The following is a 22,446-nucleotide window of genomic DNA, read 5'->3' as shown; positions in this document are numbered from 1 at the left end:
TAAGGCGGCGGCGCCTGAGATCACAAGCGGCGAGTGCTTCACAGAACTCTTGACGGAGCGGAGAGGTGTCGCGGGCGGTCAGGCCCGCGAGGCGCTGCGCACGCTGCGCACGAAATCCGCGACATAGCGGTCGAGTGCCTCGGCCTGCTCGTCAACCTTGCGGGCGGCGTCCGCGACCTGGATCGCGGCATCGCCGGTGACGCGCGCCTCGGCGCCGACGGCCCCGACATTGACGGTGACGGCATCAGCGCTCAGCGCCACCGCCTGCGCGTCGGCGGCGATGGTCGAGGCGATGCCGGCCTGGCGGCTGACGACATCGGCGATCGCGCCCGAGGTCTGCTCGATCGTCGTCATCGTGCCCTCGATATGGGCCACGGCCTCGAAGGCGGTCGCGGCGGCGCCGCGGATGTCGGCGAGCGTCTCCGCGATGTCGCGGGTCGCCTTCTGGGTCTGCTCGGCCAGCGTCTTGACCTCGCCCGCCACCACGGCGAAGCCGCGGCCGGCCGCTCCGGCGCGGGCCGCCTCGATTGTCGCGTTGAGGGCGAGCAGGTTGGTGCGGGCCGCGATCTCCTCGATGAAGTCGAGCACGGCGCGGACCTTGTCGGCCGCCTCCGTCAGCCCGGCGACGTCGCTGCGCGTGCTGCGGATATAGCTGGCGGCGGCGCGCACCGTGTCGTCGGCATGGCTGGTCTGGCGGGTGAGTTCGCGGATCGAGGCCTCGATCTCCTCGGCGGCGACGGCGACGCTGCTGATGCGGCGTGAGGCGCTGCCGGCCTCCTGTGTTACGCTTTCGGCGCGCAACGTCGTCTTGTTGGCGTTCTCGACCATCTGGCCGGCCGCGGTATGCATGCCGTGCAGCGAGGCGCCGACATCGCCGAGCGCCTTGCCGACGGTGCGTTCGAGATCGCTCGCGAGTGCGTCGAGCGTCGTCTTGCGCAATGTCTCGATCTCGGCGCGGCGGGTTTCCAGCGTCTTCTCGGCGGTGATGTCGAGCAGGATGCCGTCCCAGACCAGTGTTCCGTCGCGCAGGCGCCGCTTGGTCGATTCGCTGCGAAGCCAGACGATGCCGCCATCGGCGCCGTGATAGCGTCCCTCGAAGCGCCAGAGCGTCTCGGTTTCCTGCTGGTCGCGCCGCTGCCGCTCGAAACGCTCCCGGTCTTCCGGCAGGAGCTTGCCGAGCCAGGCCTCGGGATCGCGCTCGACCTCTTCCTTGGTGATCCCCAGCAGCTTGTCGATGGCGAAGGAGGCGAACTGGTAGGTCATCGTGCCGTTCGGCTGCACGAGCCGCTGGTAGAGCGTGCCCGGCGCGCGATCGATCAGCGTGCGCAGCCGATAGGCCGTCTCCCGCCTTTCGGTGTCGTTGATCACGATGATGCCGGTCAGGAAGATGCCGATCGTCCCGACCAGGATCATCACCGGCACCGCCTCGCGCAGGAAGCGTTCACCGGCCGCGCCGGGGATGAAACCGGCTGAGGCCAAAAGGATGGCCGCGTCGATGGCGCTGAGCGCGGCGAGGTCGCCGAGGCCGAACGGACGCCGGCGCCGCGCCAGCCACAGCGCATAGGCGATGCCGATCACGGCGCGCGCGAGGATGCCGGTGATGCCGGTCACCATGCCGACGCCGCCGCTGAGATAGCGCATCACGACCAGCGGCGCGGCGGTCAGCACGGAGGCGATGGGGCCTCCGACGGGCCCGGCGAGGATCGCGAAGCTGTTGCGGGAATCGACGACGAGGCCGGGCATGATCTCGAAGGGATTGCCCATGCTGACTAGGGCGCCGGCCGCGAACAGGATACCGACGATCAGCTGGCGCAGCCAGGCCCGGTTACCGATCCGGGGGGTTGCGACGGTCAGCAGCAATCCCGCCAGCAGCAGGAAGAACAGGCTCTCGGCGAGGTTGATCAGCAGCAATGTGGAGATCCTGGCCCGAATCGGCTGCTGAACAGTGCTTTGAATTGTTGAAAGCCGTCCTAACGGATGGCCTTGGCCGGACATTTTGCTAGCGTGCCGGCGCAATGCGCCAGAGCTCCTCCTCCGAATCCGCCCGCCCCGCGCCTCCGGCTGCCGCCGCGCCTGAGCGCGTCACGCCGATGATGGCGCAGTACGTCGAGATCAAGGCCGCAAATCCGGACTGCCTGCTGTTCTACCGGATGGGCGATTTCTACGAGTTGTTCTTCCGAGATGCCGAGATCGCCTCGCGCACGCTCGGCATCGTTCTGACCAAGCGCGGCAAGCACCAGGGCGACGACATCCCGATGTGCGGCGTGCCGGTCGAGCGTGCCGACGATTATCTCCAGCGCCTGATCGCCGCCGGCCATCGCGTCGCCGTCTGCGAGCAGACCGAAGATCCGGCCGAGGCCAAGAAGCGCGGCAACAAGTCGGTGGTGAAGCGCGACGTCGTGCGCCTCGTCACGCCCGGCACCATCACCGAGGAGCGCCTGCTCGAACCCGGCCGCGCCAGCCTCCTCGTCGCCGTCGCGCGCCGCAAGACCGGCGAGGCAGCCTCGCTCTACGGGCTTGCCGCGATCGACATCTCGACTGGCCGCTTCACGGTGATGGAGACGCCGCAGGAGCGGCTCGGAATCGAGTTCTCCCGGCTGGAGCCCCGCGAGATCGTCTGCCCGGATGCGATCCATGACGATCCCGAGCTCAAGGAATTCTGGCGCGAGATCACGATTCCCGTGACGCCGTTGGCCCGTGACGGGCTCGACGCGGCCTCGGCCGAGCGGCGCCTGAAGGAATTCTTCGGCGTCGCCACGCTCGATGCCTTCGGCGCCTTCACCCGCGCCGAGATCGCTGCGGCCGGCGCCGCGCTCGCCTATGTCGAGCGCACCCAGCTCGGTGCCCGTCCGCCGCTCTCGGCGCCGGTGCGCGATGCCGGCTCGGCGACGATGCTGATCGACGCCGCGACCCGCGCCAATCTGGAGCTGACCCGTACCCTCGGCGGCGAGCGGCAGGGTAGCCTACTTGCCACGATCGACCGCACGGTGACGCCGGGCGGCGCGCGCCTGCTGGCCGAGCGTCTCGCCGGCCCGCTGACCGATCCCGCCGCCATCGCCGCGCGCCACGACGCGGTCGAATTGCTCGTCATCGATGCCGGCCTGCGCGAGGACCTGCGCCTGGCCCTGGAGAAGGTGCCGGACGTCGCCCGTGCCTTGGCGCGTCTCTCGCTCGATCGTGGCGGCCCGCGCGACCTCGCGGCGCTCGGCGCCGGGCTCGATGCCGCCCGCGCGATCGCGGCCTTGCTGGTCCGGCGCGGCGAATTGCCGGTCGAGCTGGCGCGCGCCATGCGGGCTCTCGGCGAGAGCGATCCCGATCTGCCGGTGCGCCTCAACGCGACGCTGGCCGATGAATTGCCGCTCAACCGCCGCGACGGCCGCTTCGTGCGCGAGGGGTTCGATCCGGCGCTCGACGAATTGCGCCTGCTCCAGATCGACTCGCGCAAGGTCATCGCCCAGCTGCAGGCGCGCTATGCGGCCGAGACCGGCTGCCGCACGTTGCGCATCAAGCACAACGCGATGCTCGGCTATTTCGTCGAGGTGCCCCAGGCAGCCGGCGAGGAATTCCTGCGTGATCCCTGGCGCGCGACCTTTGTGCATCGCCAGACCATGTCCGATGCGATGCGCTTCTCCTCGGTCGAGCTCGGTGAGCTCGAAGCCAAGATTGCCTCCGCCGCCGACCGGGCGCTGAAGCTCGAACTCGCGATCTTCGCCGCGCTCAGTGAGGCCGTGCTGGCCCAGGCCGAGCCGATCAAGGCCGCCGCTCTGGCATTGGCCGAGCTCGACGTTGCCGCAGCCCTGGCCGATCTCGCGACCCGCGAAGGCTGGAGCCGCCCGCAGGTCGATGACGGCGTCGCCTTCACCATCGAGCGCGGCCGTCACCCCGTGGTCGAGGCGGCGCTGAAGCGCGATGGAAAACCCTTCGTCGCCAACGATACCGAACTGTCTCCACCGGGCACGGAGGCCAAGGGCGGGCGCATCTGCCTGATCACCGGTCCGAACATGGCCGGTAAATCGACCTTCCTGCGCCAGAACGCGTTGATCGCCGTGCTCGCCCAGATGGGCTCCTTCGTGCCGGCGACCTCGGCGCATATCGGCATCATCGACCGGCTGTTCTCGCGCGTCGGTGCGGCAGACGATCTCGCGCGCGGCCGTTCGACCTTCATGGTCGAGATGGTCGAGACGGCGGCGATCCTGAACCAGGCCGGCCCGCGCGCGCTCGTCATCCTCGACGAGATCGGCCGTGGCACCGCGACTTTCGACGGCCTCTCCATCGCCTGGGCCGCGATCGAGCATCTCCACGAGATCAACCGCTGCCGCAGCCTGTTCGCGACCCACTATCACGAGCTGACGGCGCTCGGAGACCGGCTCGACCGCGTCGCCAACGCGACCGTGCGCGTCACCGAATGGAAGGGCGAGGTTGTCTTCCTGCACGAGGTCGTGCCGGGCGCGGCCGACCGCTCCTACGGTATCCAGGTCGCCAAGCTCGCAGGCCTCCCCCCGGCGGTGGTCGAGCGTGCCCGTGCCATCCTCGGCGAACTTGAGAAGACCGAGCGCGAGAAGCCGGTCGCCTCGCTGGTCGACGATCTCCCGCTGTTCGCCGTGCCACAGCGCCGGCCGGCGCCGGTCGTCGCCGAGGGCGAGTCGGACGGACTGCGCGAGGCTCTGGCCGGGATCGACCCGGACGAGATGACCCCGCGCGAGGCGCTGGAAGCGCTCTATCGCCTGAAAGGGATTGGCTAGGCTAGCCCAGCCGCTTGATGCTGGTGATCTCGCCGAAGCTCTTGGCGCGGATGCGGTCGCGCGCCTCGCGCAGGGGCTCGCGATAGACGCTCATCACATGCCCACTGGCATGGAGCAGCGTGCCGGGGTCGGTCAGGATGCCGACATGCCCCTTCCAGAAGACGAGATCGCCGCGCTGCAGTCCTGACAGGTCCTCGCGCAACGCGACCGGCTGGCCAAGCGTCGCTTCCATCATGTCGGAATCGCGCGGCGCGGCGATGCCGGCTGCCGCCAAGCTAAGCTGCGTCAGCCCCGAGCAGTCGAGCCCGAGGCTGGTCTTGCCGCCCCAGAGATAGGGCACGCCGAGGAAGCGCTCGGCAACCCCGACGAAATCCGTCTCATGCCGGTCGATTGGCGCAAGATGGGCGGCGAAGACATGGCCGCCATCGCTTAGAACCGCGAAATCGCCCTTGCTCTCGACGACGGCGACGTTGGCACCGAGCGAGAGCGCGGTCAGCGGCGGCAGTTTGATCGAGGGACCGGGATAGACGAAGGTCCGCAAACCCGTGACGCGGTGCGTCGGTGCGGGCCCATCCGGCCGCAAGGCATCGTCGGGGATGTAGCCGACATAGCCGTCGCGAGCGAGCTGCGCCCAGGCCCAGCCTTCCTCGCGCTCATAGACCTGCACCAGCTCGCCGGCGAGCGCTTCGGTATCGAGCGCGGCGTCCGGGCGTGGCTCGCGCCGCACGGGAGCGGAAGCCGCGACGATGCGCATCGGCTGCGGGTCGGCGAAGCGGGCGGCCTCGACTTGGCCTGCCAGCGTGCGCGCAGCGAGGTCGGGGCGGAAGGCATGGATGCGGCGGTCGAGAATCGCGGTCATGGCGGCAATCTAGAGCGCTGCCCCTCCTCAGGGAACCACGTCATTCTCGGGCGGAGCGCAGCAGAGACCCGAGAATCTCAGGACGAGAAGGAACTGGTTTCCGAGATGCTCAGGGCTCAAGCCCGGGCATGACGAGGAGCAAAGGTGTCAGCTTCCCCCGATTTCCTTGGCATGCTCGGTCACGAGATCGGCCAACCGCTCGACGGCCAGCGCCCCCGCGACGGTGCGCTGGATCACGACATTGCGGCGATCGGCCTCGTCGCGCTTGCGGGTCAGCAGGCCGAGCTTGCCGAGCGTGTCGAGCGCCCGCGTGATCACCGGCTTGGTCACGCCGAGCTGCCTGGCGAGGCCCCGCACCGTATGCGGCGGCAGTTCGAGATAGACGGTCAGCAGGATCGCGGTCTGGCGCGCCGAGAGATCGGCGTCGTGGTCCCGCACCAGATCGAGATGCACCTGCCGCCACAGCTTGAGCGCCTGCGAAGGCTTGATCTCCAGGGGCATAAAGGCACGGATCCCGATCGTTACGGACCCGTATCATTATCGCGGTGGCGGCGGCGCGCAATCGGCTTCGCCGAACAGCCTTAACCGCGCGGGTAGAGCTGCTTGACGAGGGCGTGGATCAGCCGCGCTCCCTGGCATTCGCCGCCTTCGGGTCGTCCCGGCTTGGCGGAGGGGTTCCAGGCGTAGATGTCGAAATGCGCGTAAGCCTTCGTCTTCTCGACGAAGCGGTTGAGGAACAGCGCCGCCGTGACTGAGCCGGCCATGCCGCCGCCGGAGACGTGGTTGACGTCGGCGATCTTGGAATCGAGCAGGCCATCATAGGGCGGCCAGAGCGGCAGCCGCCAGACCGGGTCGTTCACCGCCATGCCGAGCCGGGCGATCTCCGCGGCGAGGTTTTCGTCATGCGTGTAGAAGGGCGGCAGCTCCGGCCCGAGAGCGGTCCGGGCGGCGCCGGTCAGCGTCGCGAAATCGACGAGCAGCTCCGGCGCCTCTTCGTCCGCCAGCGTCAGCGCATCGGCGAGGATCAGGCGGCCTTCCGCATCGGTATTGCCGATCTCGACCGAGAGGCCCTTGCGGCTCGCCAGCACGTCGCCGGGGCGGAAGGCGTTGCCCGAAACGGAATTCTCGACGGCCGGAACCAGCAGGCGCAAACGCACCGGCAGCTTCGCCAGCATGATCATCCGCGCTGCGGCGATCGCGGCAGCCGCCCCGCCCATGTCCTTCTTCATCAGGAGCATCGAGGCGTCGGGCTTGAGATTGAGCCCGCCCGTGTCGAAGGCGACGCCCTTGCCGACCAGCGTGACCCTGGGATGGGCGGGGTCGCCCCAGACGAGGTCGATCAGCCGCGGTGCGCGCGTCGAGGCGCGGCCGACCGCATGGATCATCGGGAAGTTGCGGGCGATCAGGTCGTCGCCGACGATGCTGGTGACGGTCGCGCCGCATTCGGTGGCGAGCCCGCGGATCGCCGCTTCGATCTCGCCCGGCCCGAGTTCATTGGCCGGCGTGTTGACGAGGTCGCGCGCCAGCATGGCGGATTCGGCGATCTGGCTGATCTCCTCGCCGTCGACGCCGCCAGGGATGACCAGCCGGGCGCGTGCCGGGCTCGGCTTGCGGTAGCGATCGAAGCGATAGCCCTGCAGAAGCCAGCTCAGCGCCGCCAGCGCGGGATCGCCGAACTCGCCCGACAAGGCGTAATCGCCGGCGGGCAGCAGCGCGGCGAGGCGTCCGGCCGCGAAGGGATCAGGCCGGCGCGCGGCGGCGTCGATGCCGAGCAGGACCGCCGCCAGCGCCCCTTGCGCGTCGGGCAGCAGGCAATGCTGGCCGGCGCGGGCCGCGAAACCCTGCGCAAGGGCGAAACTGCGATTGGCCGGGGATAGCCGGTCCTGAAGCGCGGGCCAGGTGCCGGCCGAGACGACGTGAACGGGAATGGCTGCGGCGGAGGAGGAGGTCAGGAGGCTGTGCACGGAGCGATGTTTCGGTTTCGGGCAAGAGCGTCAGGGAGGCGATTAAGAATGCATTAGGGTTAACGCTTTATCACCGGATCGACCAGTGAACCCATCCAGACGACCCGTTTTCGGGAGGCGATCCGGCCCATGTCTTCAGCCCGGCCCCATTCTTCCGCTCGCGAATCCCTGCGGGGTTCCCGCCCCGCGCTCGGTCTGGCCGTTTGCCTGGCTGCGCTCGTTCTCGCGGGCTGCCAGGGCCGCGGCGGCCCCGGCGACATCACCGGCTCGATCGGCCGCAGCAGCCAGGCGAGCCAGCCGCGGACCTCGTCGGACTGGCAGGCCGACCGCGAAAACTGGGCGAAGCGCTACGACGCCAATCCCAAGGACCGCGACGCCGCCTTCTACTACGCGCGGGCCCTGCGCAGCCTCGACCAGAATGCCCAGGCCCTGGCCGTGCTGCAGAATGCGGTCCTGATCCATCAGGACGACCGCGAGCTTCTTGGCGCCTATGGCCGTTCGCTTGCCGATAATGGCCGGCTGCGCGAGGCGGACGAGGTCCTGTCGCGGGCGCATTCGCCCGAGCGGCCGGACTGGCGGATATTGTCGGCCCAGGGCACCGTCGCCGACCAGATGGGTGAGCATGCCCGAGCCCAGCAGATCTACCAGACGGCGCTGAAGCTCGCCCCGAACGAGCCGACGATCATGTCGAATTACGGGTTGTCGCTCGCCCTGTCGCGCAACTTGCCCGAGGCCGAGCGCGTGCTCGCCGAGGCTGCTGCCTCGGACCGGGCGGATGCCCGTGTCCGCCAGAATCTCGTCTTCGTCCTTGGCCTGCAAGGCCGCTTCGGCGAGGCCGAGACGCTGGCCCGTCGCGACCAGAGCCCCGCCGAGGCGGCGGCGACGATCGCCTATCTCAAGCGCAGCGTCAGCCAGCAGAACAGCTGGGAATTGCTGAAGGGCGGCAAGGGCCGGGCGCCGTCGCAGGCCAGGCCGCCACTGGCGAACGGAGCGGGCAGCGCGCCTGCCGCCGCGCCGCCGGCCTGAGACGAGGGGCGCTCCGCCGATCCGCGCTTTCGCGCCGGAAACCGGACACAATCAAAGAAGGCCGGAGCTTTGGGGCTCCGGCCTTTCTGCTTTATCCGATGGGTTGCGCCTTTGCAGCTCTCAAATCGAGCGGCCGCCCATTGGGGGCCTCACTCCCATTTGAAGACCTGTACCAGGGCCGGCGTCAGGATGATCACGAACAGCACCGGCAGGAAGAACAGGATCATCGGCACGGTGAGCTTCGGCGGCAGGGAGGCGGCCTTCATCTCGGCGGCCGACATGCGCTGGTCGCGGCTTTCCTGGGCGAGCGTGCGAAGTGCCGTGCCGAGCGGCGTGCCGTAGCGCTCGGCCTGGATCAGCGCCGTCGAGACCGACTTCACGCTCTCGAGGCCGGTGCGGATCGCAAGGTTCTCATAGGCGATGCGGCGGTCGCTGAGATAGGAGAGCTCGGCCGTGCACAGCGCGAACTCCTCCGCCAGCGGCACCGACTGATTGCCGATCTCGCCCCCGACCTTGCGGAAGGCATTTTCGATGGACATGCCGGATTCGACGCAGATCAGCAGGAGGTCGAGCGCATCCGGAAAGGCCAGCCGCATCGACGCCTGCCGCTTGGTGATCTGGTTCGACAGAAAGATCTCGGGTGCCTTGATGCCAAGATAGGCGCCTGCGATGCCGATGGCGATCTTGATCGTGAAGCTCTGGCCGAAATCATTGATCACGAAGAGGTAGAAAAGCACGAACAGGAACAGGCCGACGGGGGCTGCGAGGCGGAAGAACAGGAAGGCGATCTCCGCCTGCGGGCCGCGATGGCCGGCCATCGCGAGCTGCTTCTTGGCGGTCTCGGTGCCGAGCCAGTCGCCCAGCTTGAACCGCTCCACGACGCGTCGCATGTAGGCTTTGGGCTCCTGGCGCAGCGAGACCTTCTCGTTTTGCCGGTTGAGCCGCTCGCGCTCGCGGGCACGGATCTTGTCGCGCTCCGTCGCGACGTTCTTCATGCGCTTCTGGAGATTGTTGCCCTCGGTCAGCGGAATCGCGATCGTGATCACGGTGGCCGCCGCCGCGATGGCGGCCAGCAGCGCCAGCATGAACTGCGGATTGGTGACGCTGTTGACGATCTGGGAAATCATTGCCGCCTCAGATGTCGAAATTGATCATCTTGCGCATGACCAGGATGCCCATCAGCATCCAGATCGCGCTCGCGACCAGCGCGAATTTGCCGGCCTGGGTCAACCACAGGATCTCGATATATTTCGGCGTGGTGACCCAGACGAGCACGCCCACGGTCGGGGGCAGGGCGCCGATGATCGCCGCGGAGGTCTTGGCTTCCGTCGAGACGGCCCGGATCTTGTCGCGCATCTTGCGCCGTTCGCGCAGCACCCGCGAGAGGTTACCGAGCGTCTCGGAAAGATTGCCGCCGGTCTTCTGCTGGATGGCGATGACGATACCGAAGAAATTGGCCTCGGCGCAGGGCATGCGCTCATAGAGCTTGGTGGCGGCCTCCGCCAGCGGCAGGCCCAGCGCCTGCGCTTCGATCATCAGCCGGAACTCGGTCTTCACCGGCTCCTGCGCCTCGCTGGCGATGATGCGAAGGCAATCATTGACGGGCAGGCCCGCCTTGATGCCGCGCACGACCACGTCGAGCGCGTTCGGGAACTCGACGCCGAACGACTTCAGCCGCCGGTCCTTGCAACGCTTCAGGAACCAGGCAGGCATGCCGAAGCCGCCGATGAAGAGGCCGCCCAGTGCCAGGATCCAGCTGCCGCTCACGATCCAGAGCGCAAGTCCCATGACGATCGCGATTGTCGCGCTGATCACGTAGTATTTCTTGGCTGTCCAGGACAGGCCCGCCTGGGCGATGCGCTGCTCGAGCGAGACCTTGTTGCGCGCGTTCTCGCGGTTCTCGATCTCCTTGAGGCTCTGTGCGATCTGGCCACGCTTGTTGCGCGCCTGCGCTTCCCGGTCGATGCCGCGGACCGCGCTCGGGCCGGCGAATTCCTTGCGGCGCTTCTCGGCGCGCTTCTCGCCGCTGAGCGTCGGGTAGAGCAGGGCGTAGACCGCGCCGCCGACGGCGAGCATGGCCAGGAGCGCGATTGCGAGCGTGCTCGTGCTCATGACTGGAACCCCGGTGAGACCCTGCGCTCAGATGGCATTGCTGACACCCGCCTCCTCGAGCTGGTCGAGGGCGGCCGCCAGGCGCTGCTCCTCGCCGAAATAGCGCGCGCGCTCCCAGAGGCGCGGACGCCCGACACCGGTGGAGCGGTGGCGGCCGATCAGCTTGCCGGCAGCGTCCTCGCCGACGATGTCGTAGAGCATCAGGTCCTGGGTCGTGATCACCTCGCCTTCCATGCCCATCACCTCCGTGATGTGGGTGATCCGGCGCGAGCCGTCGCGCAGGCGCTGGGCCTGGATGATGACGTCGACCGAGGAGCACAGCATCTCGCGCAGGGTCTTCGAGGGCAGCGAGAAGCCGCCCATCGTGATCATCGATTCGACACGGCTCAGGCATTCGCGCGGCGAGTTGGCGTGCAGCGTTCCCATCGAGCCGTCATGGCCGGTGTTCATCGCCTGGAGCAGGTCGAAGGCTTCCGGTCCGCGCACCTCGCCGACGATGATGCGTTCGGGGCGCATGCGCAGGCAGTTCTTGACGAGGTCGCGCATCGTCACCGCGCCCGTGCCCTCGAGATTGGGCGGGCGGGTTTCGAGGCGCACCACATGGGGCTGCTGAAGCTGGAGCTCGGCGGCGTCCTCGCAGGTGATGACGCGCTCGTCATGGTCGATATAGTTGGTCAGGCAGTTCAATAGCGTCGTCTTGCCCGAGCCGGTGCCGCCCGAGATGACGATGTTGCAGCGGACGCGGCCGATGATCTTCAGGAGTTCGGCGCCCGGCGGCGAGATCGCCCCGAACTTGACGAGCTGGTCGAGCGTCAGCTTGTCCTTCTTGAACTTGCGGATGGTCAGCGCCGGGCCGTCGATCGCCAGCGGCGGGGCGATGACGTTGACGCGCGAGCCGTCGGCGAGGCGCGCGTCGCAGATCGGCGAACTCTCGTCGACGCGGCGGCCGACCTGGCTGACGATGCGCTGGCAGATGTTCATCAGCTGCGCGTTGTCGCGGAAGCGGATGTTGGTGAGTTGGATCTTGCCGGCGGTTTCGATGAAGGTCCGGCCGGCGCCGTTGACCATGATGTCGGCGATGTCGTCGCGGGCCAGCAGTGGTTCGAGCGGCCCGTAGCCGAGCACGTCGTTGCAGATGTCGTCGAGCAGTTCCTCCTGCTCGGCGATCGAGAGGACGACGTTCTTCAGCGAGATGATCTCGTTGATGATGTCGCGGATTTCCTCGCGCGCCGATTCCGAGTCGAGCTTCGCGAGCTGCGACAGATCGATGGCCTCGATCAGCGCCCCGAAGATCATGCTCTTCATCTGGTAGTAGTCTTCGGAGCGTGGCGCTGTCTCGGCGACCTGCGCGACCTTGCGCTCCTCCACGGCGGCAGGCGCAGCTTCGGGCTTGCGCGGCGCGGCCGGTGCGGCTGCGGGCATCCTTGCGTTCAGGTTGGGCGCGGTACCTGCGCCTGCGGATCGCTTGCCGAACATCTCAACACTCTCCCGCCCGCTCCGGGCCGGTCTCCCGCCTGGCGTCCGGGCGTATCCCCGTCATCGTTCGTCTCCGCCGGTCACGAGGCCTTGCGGCGCTTCAGCTTCGCGACGAACGGTTCGAGCAGGCTGCGCCGGCTCCGCTTGGCTTCGCCGCGCCCGGTCAGGGCGCTGGCGATCTGGGTAAAGGCTTCGGTCGCCTTGCTGCCGGCCTGCACCTCGGCGATCATCTGGCCGTTATTGGCGGCCGTTCCGAAGAGCTGGGCGTCGAAGGGAACCGTGCTGAGCACATCGATGCCGAGCGCCTTGGAGAACTCGGCGGCGCTGATCTCGGGCCGCTTGGGCACGCCGACGCGGTTGAGGACGAGCCGCGCGACCCCGTCATTCGGCCGGGTCGCGCGCGACAGGTCGACCATGTTCTTGGCGTTGCGCAGCGAGGCGAGCTCCGGCTCGGCCACGATGACGATCTCGTCGGCGCCGAGCACCGTCCGCTTCACCCAGGCATTCCACTGGTGCGGCACGTCGAGGATGATGCAGGGCACGCTGGCGCGCAGCAATTCGAGGAGCTGTTCGAGCGCGTCCTCGTCGAGATCGACCGTCCGGTCGAGGATCGCGGGGGCGGCGAGCAGCGCGAGATTGTCGCTGCAGCGCGACAGGAGCCTGTCCAGCAGGTTGGAATCGAGGCGTTCCGGCGCGAACACCGCTTCCGCGATGCCTTGCGGCGGGTCTTGGTTGAAGTTGAGGCCGGCCGTGCCGAAGGCGATGTCGAGGTCGACGATCACGGTCGAGGCGTCGAGATTGCGCGCGATCGCCCAGGAGACGTTATGCGCGACCGTCGAGGCGCCGACGCCGCCCTTGGCGCCCATGACCGCGATCACGCGGCCGAGGTTGCGGGCTTCCGGGGTGATATAGAGCTCCGAAAGCGTGCGCAGGACGTCGAGAGGCTCCAGCGGCGCGATGAGATATTCGCTGACGCCGCGGCGGATCAGGTCGCGATAGAGTTGGACATCGTTGACATGGCCGATCACGACGACCTTGGTGCCGGGGTCGCAGCTTTCGGACAGGGCTTCGAGATGCGCCACGAGCGTCGCCGGGTCGGCCACCGCCTCGAGCACGATGATGTTCGGCGTCGGCGCCGCGCGGAAGGCTTCGACGGCGGCCGCGGGGCCGCCCATCTGGATGCGCGCATGGGCCTTGTCCATGCGCCTGTCGGCCACGGCCGCCTGCATGGTCGCGGCGACGGCCGGGGTTTCGCAGAAGGCCTGCAGCGTGATGCGCGGCAGCGGCGCGATGGTCTCGTCGCTCGGCAGCTCGCTGGTCTGGCTCTCGTGGGGATCGGCCTGCATCAGTTGCTGCCCCCGACGGTAGCGTTGATCTGCGGAGTCGCCTGCCGGTACTGGGTCGAGGGATCGCGACCCTCGCGGATCTTGGAGATGGCGCCCATACGCTTGACCAGGTCGGGACGGCCCTCCTCGCGCGACCGGACGAGGTCGATCGGATCGGCGACCTGCGCCGCCAGTGTCGCCTGCGAGGCACAGCCGAGGTTCCAGTAGGGGGCGTTCGAGGACGAGTACCGGAAGTCGGAGCTGCCAAGATCGGTCGGCCACTGCCCGCAGTTATGCGGGACGCTCGCCTGGAGTGAGGCGAACGTCAGGCGGATCGGCGAGGCGAGCCCCGGGTCCTGGATCGGGTAGCTGCGCACGCTGAGGACGCCGGGCGAGACGCCGCCGCGCGACAGAGCCGTCCGGATGCCGTGCAGCGTGTCCTGGGTGGCGTGATCGCGGCGGGCTCCGGTCGGGACCTCCGCGACGAGGCCGCCCTTGCCGGAACGGCGGAACTCGCGGGCGAAGTTCGCGACATCCTCCGCCTGCCGGGCGTCGAGCGTGCCGCCGCTGCGCCCGACGAAGACGTCGAGCGAGCGTGGCGCGTCGCGGAGCACGATCGGGTGCCGCTCGCGGATGTCGTCCGGCCCGAAGGCGAGCGTGTCGGATTCGGCCGTGCGCTTGGCGCAGCCGCCGAGGATGGCGCCGAGTGCCAGCACGGCAACGATCAGGCGCGGTCCTGTCGAGTCGATCCGGGAGGAAACCGTCATGGTCGGGCCATCCATCATCGTTGTCATCGGGCGCTCAGTCGGCGATGAAGCCGACGCGACCCTTGTAGGCCTGGGGAACCGGGCCGCCGCCGCTGCCGTAAATCTTGTTGAGCCGCCCGAGCAGGATCGCCTGGGAATCGTGCGCCTCGACGAAGCCGTCATCCGGCCTCTGGATCTGGTTCGGCTGCATCGGCTTGGCGATGTAGGGCGTGACCATGATCATCAGCTCGGTCTCCTCGCGCTGGTAGTCGCGCGAGCGGAACAGCGTGCCGATGATCGGCAGGTTCATCAGCCCGGGCAGGCCGTTGATCGACTGCTTCGAGACGCGCTGGATCAGGCCGGCCGTGGCCAGCGTGCCACCCGAGGGCAGTTCGACCGTGGTATCGGACTTGCGGACGCGGAAGGCGGGCGTGTTGAGCGCCTCCTCGTTGGCGCCGCCCATGCGCAGCTGGTTCTCGAAATCGAGCTCGGTGACCTCGGTGGCGATGCGCATGCTGATCTTGGTGTCGGACATCACGATCGGCGTGAAGTTGAGGGCGACGCCGATCGGCTTGTACTCGATCTGGACCTGGCAGGTGCGGCGGTTGAAGACGTCGTAGGAGCAGTTCTGGCCCTTCGGAACCGGCACCTCGCCGCCCGCTGTGAATTTCGCGCTCTCGCCCGAGATGGCGGTGACCGTGGGCTCGGCCAGGACGCGCGCCATGCCGGCGCGCTCAAGCGCCCGCAGCGTGAAGTTCTGGGTGTTGCCGAGACCGGCGCCGATCGCGGTGGCGGAGAGCTGCTGCGGCTGGAGGGGGAACGGATTCTCGATCGATGGCGTTATCGAGAACTTGCCGAGCTTCCATTCGCCGGTCGAGTTGATGCCGAGCTGCTTGATCGCCTTCCGCGAGATCTCCGACACCGTGACCTTCACCATCACCTGGTCGCGGTCGCGCAGCGTCAGTGAGTTGATCACCGTGCCGCTGCGCCAGGAGGAGGCGCCGCCGACGAAGGCCTTGGCGATGTCGACGGCCTGGGTCGCTTCCGAGGCGTTCGGCACCACTCCGACGAGCAGGATCGAATCGCCCGCCGGCTTGATGTCGATCTGCGAGTTCGGCAGCGCCGTGCGCAGTGTCTGTTTGAGCACGTTGAGGTCGCGTCCGACATTGATGTCGAGCGCGGTGATCTGCTGACCGTCGCCGTCCATCACGAACATCGAGGTCGAGCCGTCGGCGATGCCGATGATGAAGAGCTTGCGCGCCGTCCGGACCACCGCGTTGGCGACCTTCGGATTGGCGACGAAAACCTCCTTGGCGTCGCGCGGCAGCTCGACGATGAGCGAGCGGCCGATCGAGAGGTCGAGCCGGCGCGAGATCGCATATTCGCTCGATCCGACATTGAGAACCGGGGCCGGGCCGCTTCCGGTGGTCTGGGCTCCGGCGCCGCCGGCGGCCAGGACGAGCGCGAGGGTGGTCGCGATGCGGAGAGAGGATCTGATCATGGCTTCACGCTCTTCGAGGTGACACCGTAGCGCACGAGCGTCATGGAGTTTTCGGCCTGGGTCGGCGGCGTTGTTTCGCCGGCATCCTTGAGGCTGCGCAGGGCCAGCGAGAGGGAGCCCGTCTTCTGGGCCTGGGCCAGGCTCTCGACCTGTCCGGGATCGACCTCAAGCGTGGCGGTCTCGCCGACCACGACCTTCTCGCCATTGCGCTCCTGGACGTTCTGGCCGATGGCGAGCACGCGGATGTTGCGCAGGATCACTTCGCTGGCATAGCTCTCGCCGCTGCTGCCTGACGCTTCACTGCGGATCGTGGAGACCACGTCGACGCGGTCGTTCGGAAGGATGAAGCCGCCGGCGGTGTTGGCGCCGCGGCTGTCGGTGCTGATCGCGACGGCGCGCTTGCCGGAGGGAAGAACGGCTGAAAGGAAGCCGGTTCCATCCGTCTTGATCAGCTTTTCGCGGCGGATCGGCTCGGCGCCGAGGGTGGCGTAGCGCGCAACCTGGCCGATGATCTCTTTCTCCGCCTCGGGCGCTTCGTCCTTGCGGATGATGCCGTTGGGCACGCTGGCCAGGGGCCAGTCGAGCCAGCGCAGGTCATTGGCCGTCACCGTGTTGCCGACGGGGATATCGGTTGCGGCCACCAGGACCGGCACCGTCGGAGCGGCCTCGATCTTCGCGACGGGGTCAGGCTCCTTGGAAGGGCGCTGTGCCAGCAGCGCTGCGCCTAGCCCTGCCACGAGCGCGACCACGAGAATGATGATGCGTGCGGGACTCATGGACGAACGATCCTCGGCCAAGCGTGATTGGCTCTCGTTCCGGATCGTCGTTCGGAAACGTCAACTTATGGTTAATCGGTCGTATATTTTTTTAGGACGCTGACGTTCCGGCTGGTGGCCCGTCAGACTCCGATCCCGGCATGCCAGATCGCGGTCTCCGGCAGGATGAGGAGCGCGGCGAAGGCGAGCGCGATACCGTAGGGCACGCCTTCGTTGGCGGCATGCAGACGGCGCAGCCAGGACCACTTCTCCATGCGCGCCGGCAGCGGGCGCGAGCGCAGCATCAAAATGAGCATGGTCAGGAGACCGCCGAAGAGGCCGGAGATCATCAGATAAGGCATGAGCTGGTCGAAGCCGAACCAGAGCGCCGTCGCAGCAGCAAGCTTGGCATCGCCGCCGCCGATCCAACCCGCGGCGAACAGGCCGAACGCGATCACGAGGACGAGACCGCCGGCCGCAAGATGCCAGCCGATTTCGGACAGGCTCAGGCCGAGCAGGGCGGCGCAGAGCGCGAAGGATCCGACCAAGAGGAGGCAGAGCCGGTTCGAGATCGTCATGGAAACGAGGTCGCTCGCGGCCGCATAGGCCATGGCGAACGGAAACACCCCGAGCAGGACGATCAACGACAGCGACATGGCATGATCCGATCAGGAACCCGGCTGATACTGGCACCGATCCATCACCAAAGCCTTACGGCTGCGGCGAGGGGGCGTTGAAAGCAGAAAGCCCCGGCAGGCCGGGGCTTTCCAAGGCATAGCGAAGTGATCTCACTTCAGCTTGTTGGAGACCTCGGTGAAGGTCGAAACGAGCTTGGTGCCGATCGTGGTCATCGCGGTGATCGCGGCGACGGCGATCAGGGCGGCGATCAGGCCGTACTCGATGGCGGTGGCGCCCGACTCATCCTTGACGAAGCGCTTGAAAACGTTGGTCATGCTGAAACTCCTTTACACCACGGTTTGACGGCTGCCTGTGCTCTGAGTGGCTTCGGTCAGCGACAGGAGTGACATTAGCCCGCTCCTCTTTCTGATCGGTTAAGCCGATTGAAGAATTGGCCGCTTTCTTGCGGCGTTATTTCTGTAGTTAACGCTCGATTTAACAGATGCAAATTGAAAGATGACCTATGAATAGAGTTTTAGTAGTGAGAAATTGTCGGTAAACAGGGTGTTTAACGAACCCGACGACGTCGATTTAGTTTCAGAAGGCTCGGCTGTGAACGATGGTTGGTAGCGCTGTTCCGTTGCGACAAGCTGCGGCCGCCGCGGGGAAATCGCTGATCCCCGCGCGCTTAGGATTTGATTCATCATTTTGGGCTTCACTGGCGAGGTCGCAAAGCTTGAGGCGCCGCCATGTTGATCATCCGTGCTCCCGAAGGGCGGCGCTGGCTTACCCGCTGGGCGGCAGCGGCAGCCTTCGCGATCGCTGCTTGCGGTGTCGCTGAAGCTGCGCCGCAGCGCGCGCAATCCGACGCTGTCATCGTCACGGTCGACCACGCGAAGATCGTGCGGCTGCCTGAGAACGCGCAGACGGTCGTGGTCGGCAATCCCGCCATCGCGGATGTCTCCGTTCAGCGAAACGGCGTCATGATCGTCACCGGCAAGAGCTTCGGGGTCACCAACCTGATCGCGCTCGATGCCAACGGGGTGCTTCTTGCGGAATCGCTGGTGCGGGTCGGCAAGGCGTCCGATGAGGTTCTGACGGTGCAGCGGGGCATGGATCGCGAGAGCTACTCCTGCAATCCGGATTGCCAGCCTTCCGTCCAGATGGGCGACGAGAGCAAATTCTTCGCGACCACGTCGGGACAGGCGACGGCCCGCAATGCGCTTGCGACCACGGCGGGGCGGAACTAGCGGCCGGCGTCTATGGCGTCTATCAGGTACGCGCGCGTAGGCGCCTACGCATGGCTGAGGCCGGTGGGCCATGGTTAGCGAAAGCTTCACGCCGCTTCCGGCTGGCCGACGCCGCCCCTAACCGATCTGAAATTCTTTTGCCGTAGAGATTCTGGCCAGAGCCGAAGCTCGACGGGGCAAACGGATGTTCGAACGATTGCAAGACGCACCCTCGCCGGATGGCGGATCAAGGCGCCGCGGTGCCGGCCGCTTGCTGTTCCGTCGCTTCCGTCGCTCCCAGGATGGGGCGACCGCGGTGGAATTCGCCTTCGCCGCTGTCCCGTTCTTCGCGCTTCTCTTCGCGATTTTCGAGACCGCCCTGATGTTCTGGACCAATCAGGTCCTGGAAGAATCGGTCTCGCAGGTCTCGCGCTCTCTGGTTACCGGACAGTCGCGCAGCATCTACACGGCCTCGACCGGTGCCGCGAACGCCGCGAAGTTCCGCGACAACATCTGCGCGGTTGCGCCGATGGGGCTGATCGACTGCTCGAAGCTGGCTGTCGATGTCCGGGTCTACAGCAGCTTCGCCGATGCCAGTTCGGGAAGCGCAGCGACCAATCCCCTGGCGGGCGGCAATCTCAACACGAGCAGCTTCTCCTATGTGCAGCCGCAGAAGAGCGACATCGTCGTGGTGCGCGCGGTGCTGGACTACGAGCTCTTCCTGACGAGCTGGGCCTCGACGTCCCTGGCCAATATCGGGTCCGGCCGGCGTGGCATCGTCGCGAGCGCGGCCTTCCGGGCCGAGCCGTTCTAGCGTCGAGGGCAGGGATGAGGGACATGCAGAGAAAGACGACCCTGCCGCTCTGGCGCAGGTTCAGCCGCGATCGCGAAGGCGTGGCGCTCGTCGAGTTCGCCATGACGCTGCCGGTGATGCTCGTCGCCTATATCGGGATGGTGGAGGTGGCGCAGCTCGTGATGGTCAACCGCAAGGTCGCGCAACTGACCTTCGCCCTGTCCGATCTCACGGCGCGCGCTCAATCCCTCGCGCCTGCGGATGTCGAGAGCATCTTCGATGCCGGGCAGTCGATTTTGATGCCCTATGCTCCCGGCAATGCCAGCATGACCATCAGCAATGTCGTGATCGACGATTCCGGCGTGGCGCGCGTCTGCTGGAGCAACCAGCGCAATGGCACGGCGCTGGCCCGGGGTTCCACCGTCACGGTTCCCGACAGCGTTCGGATCGCCAACTCCTCCATCATCATGTCGCGCGCGAATTATCGTTACACGCCGGCCATCGGCTACGTCCTGACCGGGGTGCTCACGCTCGGCGACACTCCGATCTATGCACGTCCGCGTAACGGCCTGGCCGGTGGCACATTGAACATCGAACAGGTCGTGAGGACCGGAACCAACCCCTGCCCGACCTTCTGAGCGGTCTTGCGGGAGGCTCGGCTGTGACGAGCCCCCGGGTTCGGCGGCTGGGCCCCCCGCCGAAGCGCTTCTCTTGGCATGACGCGGAACTCGTCCGGGCGCCCGCGGAGGAAACAGTCCTCCGGCAAGCAGGGTCGCTTCAGCCGCGCAGCACCATGCGCCCGGTCTGGACCTCGTAGCCCTGGAGCTTGCTGAGGAAGGAATTGCCGAGGAGGCTCATCGAGAGTGCCCGCTCGGGCAGGACGACGGCGTCGACATTGCGCACGACGATATCGCCGAGCCGAATCTCCCGCAGGGTCGTCCGGAAGCCCACGACCATTCCGTTGGCGGTGCTGAGCATCATCTTGCGCGTGGAGGCATCGCTCTTGATCCCGAGCGCGCGGGCATCTGCGGCGGTCAGCGCCACGATGCTGGCGCCGGTATCGACCATCATCTTGATGCGGTAATTATCGACGGAAGGGTGCACGATGTAGTGCCCGCGATAATCGGCCGCGACAGCCAGCGTCGAGGGGATGCGCGGCCCTGGAACCCTCTGCTCCGTCGTGGCGGCCGCGACGGCAGGCTCCTGGCTTGCCGCGCGCGGCGCGACCAGCTGTGTATAGGACAACGCCCCGACAGCCGCGGCGCCGGCTACGCTCAACGCCCAGGTCAATGGTGATGTCGTCACGGGCCCTCCGGACCTTCTGCCGGTGCTGCCACGATGCGGGAGCGAGCCCTGACGAAAGGTGAAGAGGTTGCGCGCATTTGCGTGCAACCGGGGCGCGAAGCGAGGGCGATTGCGGGCAGGCTTAACCCGGACTTACCGGTCCGCTGCGTCCGCGAGCGTGACGGCCAGCGCCGCTATCTCGGCGGCCCGGGGAATGCTCGGCTGGGCGCCGCGTCGCGTGCAGGCGAGCGAGCCGGCAGCAAGCCCGTCGCGCAGCGCAGCACGCGTGTCCTTGCCGGCTGCGAGCGCGGCGGCGAAGGCGCCGGTGAAGCTGTCGCCCGCCGCGACCGTATCGACGACCGCGACCTGCGGGGCGGCCAGGCGATGGCGCGTGCCGCTGGTCCAGGCGACCACCCCGGCCGCGCCCAGCGTCGCTATCGTGGCGATGCGCCGCTCGCCATCCAGCCGGCGGGCGATCAGGTCGGGGTCCTGCTCCGGCCACCCGAGCGCCTGTGCCATAACCGTGGCCTCGTGCTCATTGACGATCAGCATGTCGAGCTGCTCCAGCAGGGCGTCTGACGGCGCCTCGGCCGGGGCGAGGTTGAGGATCACACGCCCGCCGGCCCGCTTCATCGCGCGTGCGGCTTCCAGGCAGGCCTCCTCGGGAACCTCGCGTTGCAGGAGCAGGATATCCTCCGCCGCGAGCTCGAGCTGCCGCAAGGCATCCGGACGGACGGCAGCATTGGCGCCGGCTGCGACGATGATCTGGTTGGCGCCCTCCCGGTCCGTCGCGATGAAGGCGGCGCCCGTCGGCTCGTCGACCTGTGCGACATGATCGAGATCGACGCCCTCAGTGGTGAGCAGCGCCAGCGCGGCATCGCTGAATCTGTCCCGCCCGGTCGCGCCGACGAGCACGACATCCGCGCCGGCGCGGCGGGCGGCGAGCGCCTGGTTGGCGCCCTTGCCGCCGGGATGCAGGGCATAGCCCGGTCCGAGCACGGTCTCGCCCGGCCCCGGCAGGCGTTCGACCGGTGTCACGAGATCGATATTGATCGAGCCGAAGACGACGATCATGCCGGGAGATCCGCCGCGAGCCGCCTGACGCCAGCGACGAAGGCCGCCTCGGGCGAGACCAGCTCGATGGTGTGCCCCCTCGCTCGCAAGCCGGCACCATAGCTCTCGGCCAGCGCTCCGTCCGCGACGAGATGGATCGTCTCGCCCTTGCCAAACAAGGCCTCGGCGCCGGCGATCTCCTGACCGACCAGCAGCGCCGAGAGATAGGGGCCGACCGCGCCGCCCGCCATCCGGCTGGCGAGGACCTCGGTACGCGCCGCGAAGGCAGTGTTGAGCACTCCGCCGGGCCGGCCGGCCGCGGCGCGGCCGCGCGCGGCACCCTCAGCCATGTCCGCCTCGGACGGCGCCTCAGCCAGCCGGGCGAGGATCGAATCGTTGCGCAGCAGCCCGTAAATCTCACCGGTCATGAAGCTGGCGAAGCGGGTGATGCGCCCCTGCTTGATCTCGGCCCATTTCGAATGGGTGCCTGGCAGGCAGGCGATGCCGTCGCTCAGGCCGAGCCCGACGATCAGCGTTTCCTCGCCGCGCATCACGTCGAAGGCGCCGTCGTCGCAGCTCAGGCCGGGCAGGATGGTCGCCGACGTCGCGGCATCGAGTTCGGCCTTGATCGCGGCCGCCGCGATCTCAGCTGATGAAGCCGGGCAGGCGACATAGCGTGCCTCGATCCAGCCATTGCGGCTGCCGACCATGCCGGCGAGCACGATCGCGGCATCGGGCGCGGCTTGCCGGAAATCGCCGGCCAGTTCGGCGAAGGCCTCTGTATAGCCGCCGGCCGGAACCGACTGGATGCCGCGATCGGCGATGCGCCGCTCCAGCACCTCACCCGTCTCCGAGATCAGGAAGGCGCGCGCGCGGGTCGTGCCCCAGTCGAGCGCGATCAGAGGTTTCGGCATGGCAGGCTCCGGCAATGGGGCGCGACTGTCTCCGCCGCGCCCGGCCCGG

The 22,446-nt window shown here is 67.6% G+C and carries 21 protein-coding genes; 5 read left to right on the top strand and 16 right to left on the bottom strand.

What is annotated here, in order from left to right; translation table 11 throughout:
• Positions 1-78 precede the first annotated feature (78 nt).
• Positions 79-1,911, bottom strand: a complete 1,833-nt coding sequence (locus AC07NY_RS23810; RefSeq protein ID WP_494585866.1) for a methyl-accepting chemotaxis protein — start codon at positions 1,909-1,911, stop codon at positions 79-81.
• A 104-nt stretch (positions 1,912-2,015) separates the two neighbouring features.
• On the opposite strand from AC07NY_RS23810, the gene mutS reads away from it, so the two are divergent.
• Entirely contained in the window at positions 2,016-4,742 is a 2,727-nt protein-coding gene (mutS, locus tag AC07NY_RS23805; protein ID WP_494585865.1) for a DNA mismatch repair protein MutS, read from the top strand.
• 1 nt (position 4,743) lies between these two features.
• Here the strand turns inward: mutS and AC07NY_RS23800 are convergent, their stop codons facing one another.
• From AC07NY_RS23800 to AC07NY_RS23790, 3 genes are all read right to left on the bottom strand, one after another.
• Entirely contained in the window at positions 4,744-5,601 is an 858-nt protein-coding gene (locus tag AC07NY_RS23800; RefSeq protein WP_494585864.1) for a C40 family peptidase, read from the bottom strand.
• 147 nt (positions 5,602-5,748) lie between these two features.
• Positions 5,749-6,102 carry a MarR family winged helix-turn-helix transcriptional regulator gene (locus AC07NY_RS23795; protein ID WP_293808478.1) on the bottom strand — a complete coding sequence of 118 codons (354 nt, stop codon included), beginning with the start codon at positions 6,100-6,102 and terminating at the stop codon, positions 5,749-5,751.
• Between the two features lie 80 nt (positions 6,103-6,182).
• Entirely contained in the window at positions 6,183-7,565 is a 1,383-nt protein-coding gene (locus AC07NY_RS23790) for a leucyl aminopeptidase family protein (protein ID WP_494585863.1), read from the bottom strand.
• A gap of 129 nt (positions 7,566-7,694) precedes the next feature.
• Between AC07NY_RS23790 and AC07NY_RS23785 the strand changes: the two genes are divergently transcribed.
• Entirely contained in the window at positions 7,695-8,591 is an 897-nt protein-coding gene (locus AC07NY_RS23785) for a tetratricopeptide repeat protein (protein ID WP_494585862.1), read from the top strand.
• Positions 8,592-8,740: 149 nt separating this feature from the next.
• Here the strand turns inward: AC07NY_RS23785 and AC07NY_RS23780 are convergent, their stop codons facing one another.
• The 9 genes from AC07NY_RS23780 to AC07NY_RS23740 all read right to left on the bottom strand — a co-directional run bounded on the left by AC07NY_RS23780 (position 8,741) and on the right by AC07NY_RS23740 (position 17,459).
• On the bottom strand, positions 8,741-9,718 hold the full coding sequence (locus AC07NY_RS23780; protein WP_494585861.1) for a type II secretion system F family protein: 978 nt from the start codon (positions 9,716-9,718) through the stop codon (positions 8,741-8,743).
• A gap of 7 nt (positions 9,719-9,725) precedes the next feature.
• On the bottom strand, positions 9,726-10,703 hold the full coding sequence (locus AC07NY_RS23775) for a type II secretion system F family protein (protein WP_494585860.1): 978 nt from the start codon (positions 10,701-10,703) through the stop codon (positions 9,726-9,728).
• 27 nt (positions 10,704-10,730) lie between these two features.
• Entirely contained in the window at positions 10,731-12,179 is a 1,449-nt protein-coding gene (locus tag AC07NY_RS23770) for a TadA family conjugal transfer-associated ATPase (RefSeq protein ID WP_492286858.1), read from the bottom strand.
• An 80-nt stretch (positions 12,180-12,259) separates the two neighbouring features.
• Complete coding sequence (locus AC07NY_RS23765) at positions 12,260-13,525, bottom strand: CpaE/TadZ family protein (RefSeq protein ID WP_494585859.1); 1,266 nt, start codon at positions 13,523-13,525, stop codon at positions 12,260-12,262.
• Positions 13,525-14,271, bottom strand: a complete 747-nt coding sequence (locus tag AC07NY_RS23760; RefSeq protein WP_494585858.1) for a CpaD family pilus assembly protein — start codon at positions 14,269-14,271, stop codon at positions 13,525-13,527. Before AC07NY_RS23760 ends, AC07NY_RS23765 begins: the two co-directional genes overlap by 1 nt.
• A gap of 34 nt (positions 14,272-14,305) precedes the next feature.
• Positions 14,306-15,751, bottom strand: coding sequence for a type II and III secretion system protein family protein (locus AC07NY_RS23755; RefSeq protein WP_494585857.1), 1,446 nt, complete (start codon positions 15,749-15,751; stop codon positions 14,306-14,308).
• Entirely contained in the window at positions 15,748-16,527 is a 780-nt protein-coding gene (cpaB, locus tag AC07NY_RS23750; RefSeq protein WP_492286854.1) for a Flp pilus assembly protein CpaB, read from the bottom strand. The genes AC07NY_RS23755 and cpaB overlap by 4 nt, the downstream gene beginning before the upstream one ends.
• Positions 16,528-16,649: 122 nt before the next feature.
• Positions 16,650-17,162 carry an A24 family peptidase gene (locus AC07NY_RS23745; RefSeq protein WP_492286853.1) on the bottom strand — a complete coding sequence of 171 codons (513 nt, stop codon included), beginning with the start codon at positions 17,160-17,162 and terminating at the stop codon, positions 16,650-16,652.
• Positions 17,163-17,294: 132 nt separating this feature from the next.
• The gene (locus AC07NY_RS23740; RefSeq protein ID WP_494585856.1) at positions 17,295-17,459 is read right to left on the bottom strand and encodes a Flp family type IVb pilin; all 165 of its coding nucleotides are present in this window, start codon (positions 17,457-17,459) and stop codon (positions 17,295-17,297) included.
• Positions 17,460-17,873: 414 nt separating this feature from the next.
• On the opposite strand from AC07NY_RS23740, the gene AC07NY_RS23735 reads away from it, so the two are divergent.
• The 3 genes from AC07NY_RS23735 (at position 17,874) to AC07NY_RS23725 (ending at position 19,784) form a co-directional block, all read left to right on the top strand.
• Positions 17,874-18,374, top strand: a complete 501-nt coding sequence (locus tag AC07NY_RS23735; protein WP_494585855.1) for a pilus assembly protein N-terminal domain-containing protein — start codon at positions 17,874-17,876, stop codon at positions 18,372-18,374.
• Positions 18,375-18,669: 295 nt separating this feature from the next.
• A complete protein-coding gene (locus tag AC07NY_RS23730) occupies positions 18,670-19,167 on the top strand; it encodes a TadE/TadG family type IV pilus assembly protein (protein WP_494585854.1) in 498 nt (165 codons plus the stop codon).
• 23 nt (positions 19,168-19,190) lie between these two features.
• Positions 19,191-19,784, top strand: coding sequence for a TadE/TadG family type IV pilus assembly protein (locus AC07NY_RS23725; protein WP_494585853.1), 594 nt, complete (start codon positions 19,191-19,193; stop codon positions 19,782-19,784).
• Between the two features lie 139 nt (positions 19,785-19,923).
• Here the strand turns inward: AC07NY_RS23725 and AC07NY_RS23720 are convergent, their stop codons facing one another.
• The 3 genes from AC07NY_RS23720 to AC07NY_RS23710 form a co-directional block, all read right to left on the bottom strand.
• Positions 19,924-20,451, bottom strand: a complete 528-nt coding sequence (locus AC07NY_RS23720) for a retropepsin-like aspartic protease family protein (protein WP_494585852.1) — start codon at positions 20,449-20,451, stop codon at positions 19,924-19,926.
• A 132-nt stretch (positions 20,452-20,583) separates the two neighbouring features.
• On the bottom strand, positions 20,584-21,504 hold the full coding sequence (locus tag AC07NY_RS23715; protein WP_494585851.1) for a ribokinase: 921 nt from the start codon (positions 21,502-21,504) through the stop codon (positions 20,584-20,586).
• A complete protein-coding gene (locus tag AC07NY_RS23710; protein WP_494585850.1) occupies positions 21,501-22,397 on the bottom strand; it encodes a 2-dehydro-3-deoxygalactonokinase in 897 nt (298 codons plus the stop codon). Before AC07NY_RS23710 ends, AC07NY_RS23715 begins: the two co-directional genes overlap by 4 nt.
• Positions 22,398-22,446 lie beyond the last annotated feature (49 nt).

Source organism: Allobosea sp. GW821-FHT09G06 (genome assembly GCF_059416005.1).
Note: the sequence above shows the minus strand (reverse complement) of the source record. Positions and strands in the feature narration are given on the sequence as shown.

What these genes read in the sequence shown, in the direction of transcription:
- mutS (WP_494585865.1), top strand. Translation starts at nt 2,016, where the DNA reads ATGCGCCAGAGCTCCTCCTCCGAATCCGCCCGCCCCGCGCCTCCGGCT.
- AC07NY_RS23800 (WP_494585864.1), bottom strand. Translation starts at nt 5,601, where the DNA reads ATGACCGCGATTCTCGACCGCCGCATCCATGCCTTCCGCCCCGACCTC.
- AC07NY_RS23795 (WP_293808478.1), bottom strand. Translation starts at nt 6,102, where the DNA reads ATGCCCCTGGAGATCAAGCCTTCGCAGGCGCTCAAGCTGTGGCGGCAG.
- AC07NY_RS23785 (WP_494585862.1), top strand. Translation starts at nt 7,695, where the DNA reads ATGTCTTCAGCCCGGCCCCATTCTTCCGCTCGCGAATCCCTGCGGGGT.
- AC07NY_RS23780 (WP_494585861.1), bottom strand. Translation starts at nt 9,718, where the DNA reads ATGATTTCCCAGATCGTCAACAGCGTCACCAATCCGCAGTTCATGCTG.
- AC07NY_RS23775 (WP_494585860.1), bottom strand. Translation starts at nt 10,703, where the DNA reads ATGAGCACGAGCACGCTCGCAATCGCGCTCCTGGCCATGCTCGCCGTC.
- AC07NY_RS23770 (WP_492286858.1), bottom strand. Translation starts at nt 12,179, where the DNA reads ATGTTCGGCAAGCGATCCGCAGGCGCAGGTACCGCGCCCAACCTGAAC.
- AC07NY_RS23765 (WP_494585859.1), bottom strand. Translation starts at nt 13,525, where the DNA reads ATGCAGGCCGATCCCCACGAGAGCCAGACCAGCGAGCTGCCGAGCGAC.
- AC07NY_RS23760 (WP_494585858.1), bottom strand. Translation starts at nt 14,271, where the DNA reads ATGACGGTTTCCTCCCGGATCGACTCGACAGGACCGCGCCTGATCGTT.
- AC07NY_RS23755 (WP_494585857.1), bottom strand. Translation starts at nt 15,751, where the DNA reads ATGATCAGATCCTCTCTCCGCATCGCGACCACCCTCGCGCTCGTCCTG.
- cpaB (WP_492286854.1), bottom strand. Translation starts at nt 16,527, where the DNA reads ATGAGTCCCGCACGCATCATCATTCTCGTGGTCGCGCTCGTGGCAGGG.
- AC07NY_RS23745 (WP_492286853.1), bottom strand. Translation starts at nt 17,162, where the DNA reads ATGTCGCTGTCGTTGATCGTCCTGCTCGGGGTGTTTCCGTTCGCCATG.
- AC07NY_RS23740 (WP_494585856.1), bottom strand. Translation starts at nt 17,459, where the DNA reads ATGACCAACGTTTTCAAGCGCTTCGTCAAGGATGAGTCGGGCGCCACC.
- AC07NY_RS23735 (WP_494585855.1), top strand. Translation starts at nt 17,874, where the DNA reads ATGTTGATCATCCGTGCTCCCGAAGGGCGGCGCTGGCTTACCCGCTGG.
- AC07NY_RS23725 (WP_494585853.1), top strand. Translation starts at nt 19,191, where the DNA reads ATGCAGAGAAAGACGACCCTGCCGCTCTGGCGCAGGTTCAGCCGCGAT.
- AC07NY_RS23715 (WP_494585851.1), bottom strand. Translation starts at nt 21,504, where the DNA reads ATGATCGTCGTCTTCGGCTCGATCAATATCGATCTCGTGACACCGGTC.
- AC07NY_RS23710 (WP_494585850.1), bottom strand. Translation starts at nt 22,397, where the DNA reads ATGCCGAAACCTCTGATCGCGCTCGACTGGGGCACGACCCGCGCGCGC.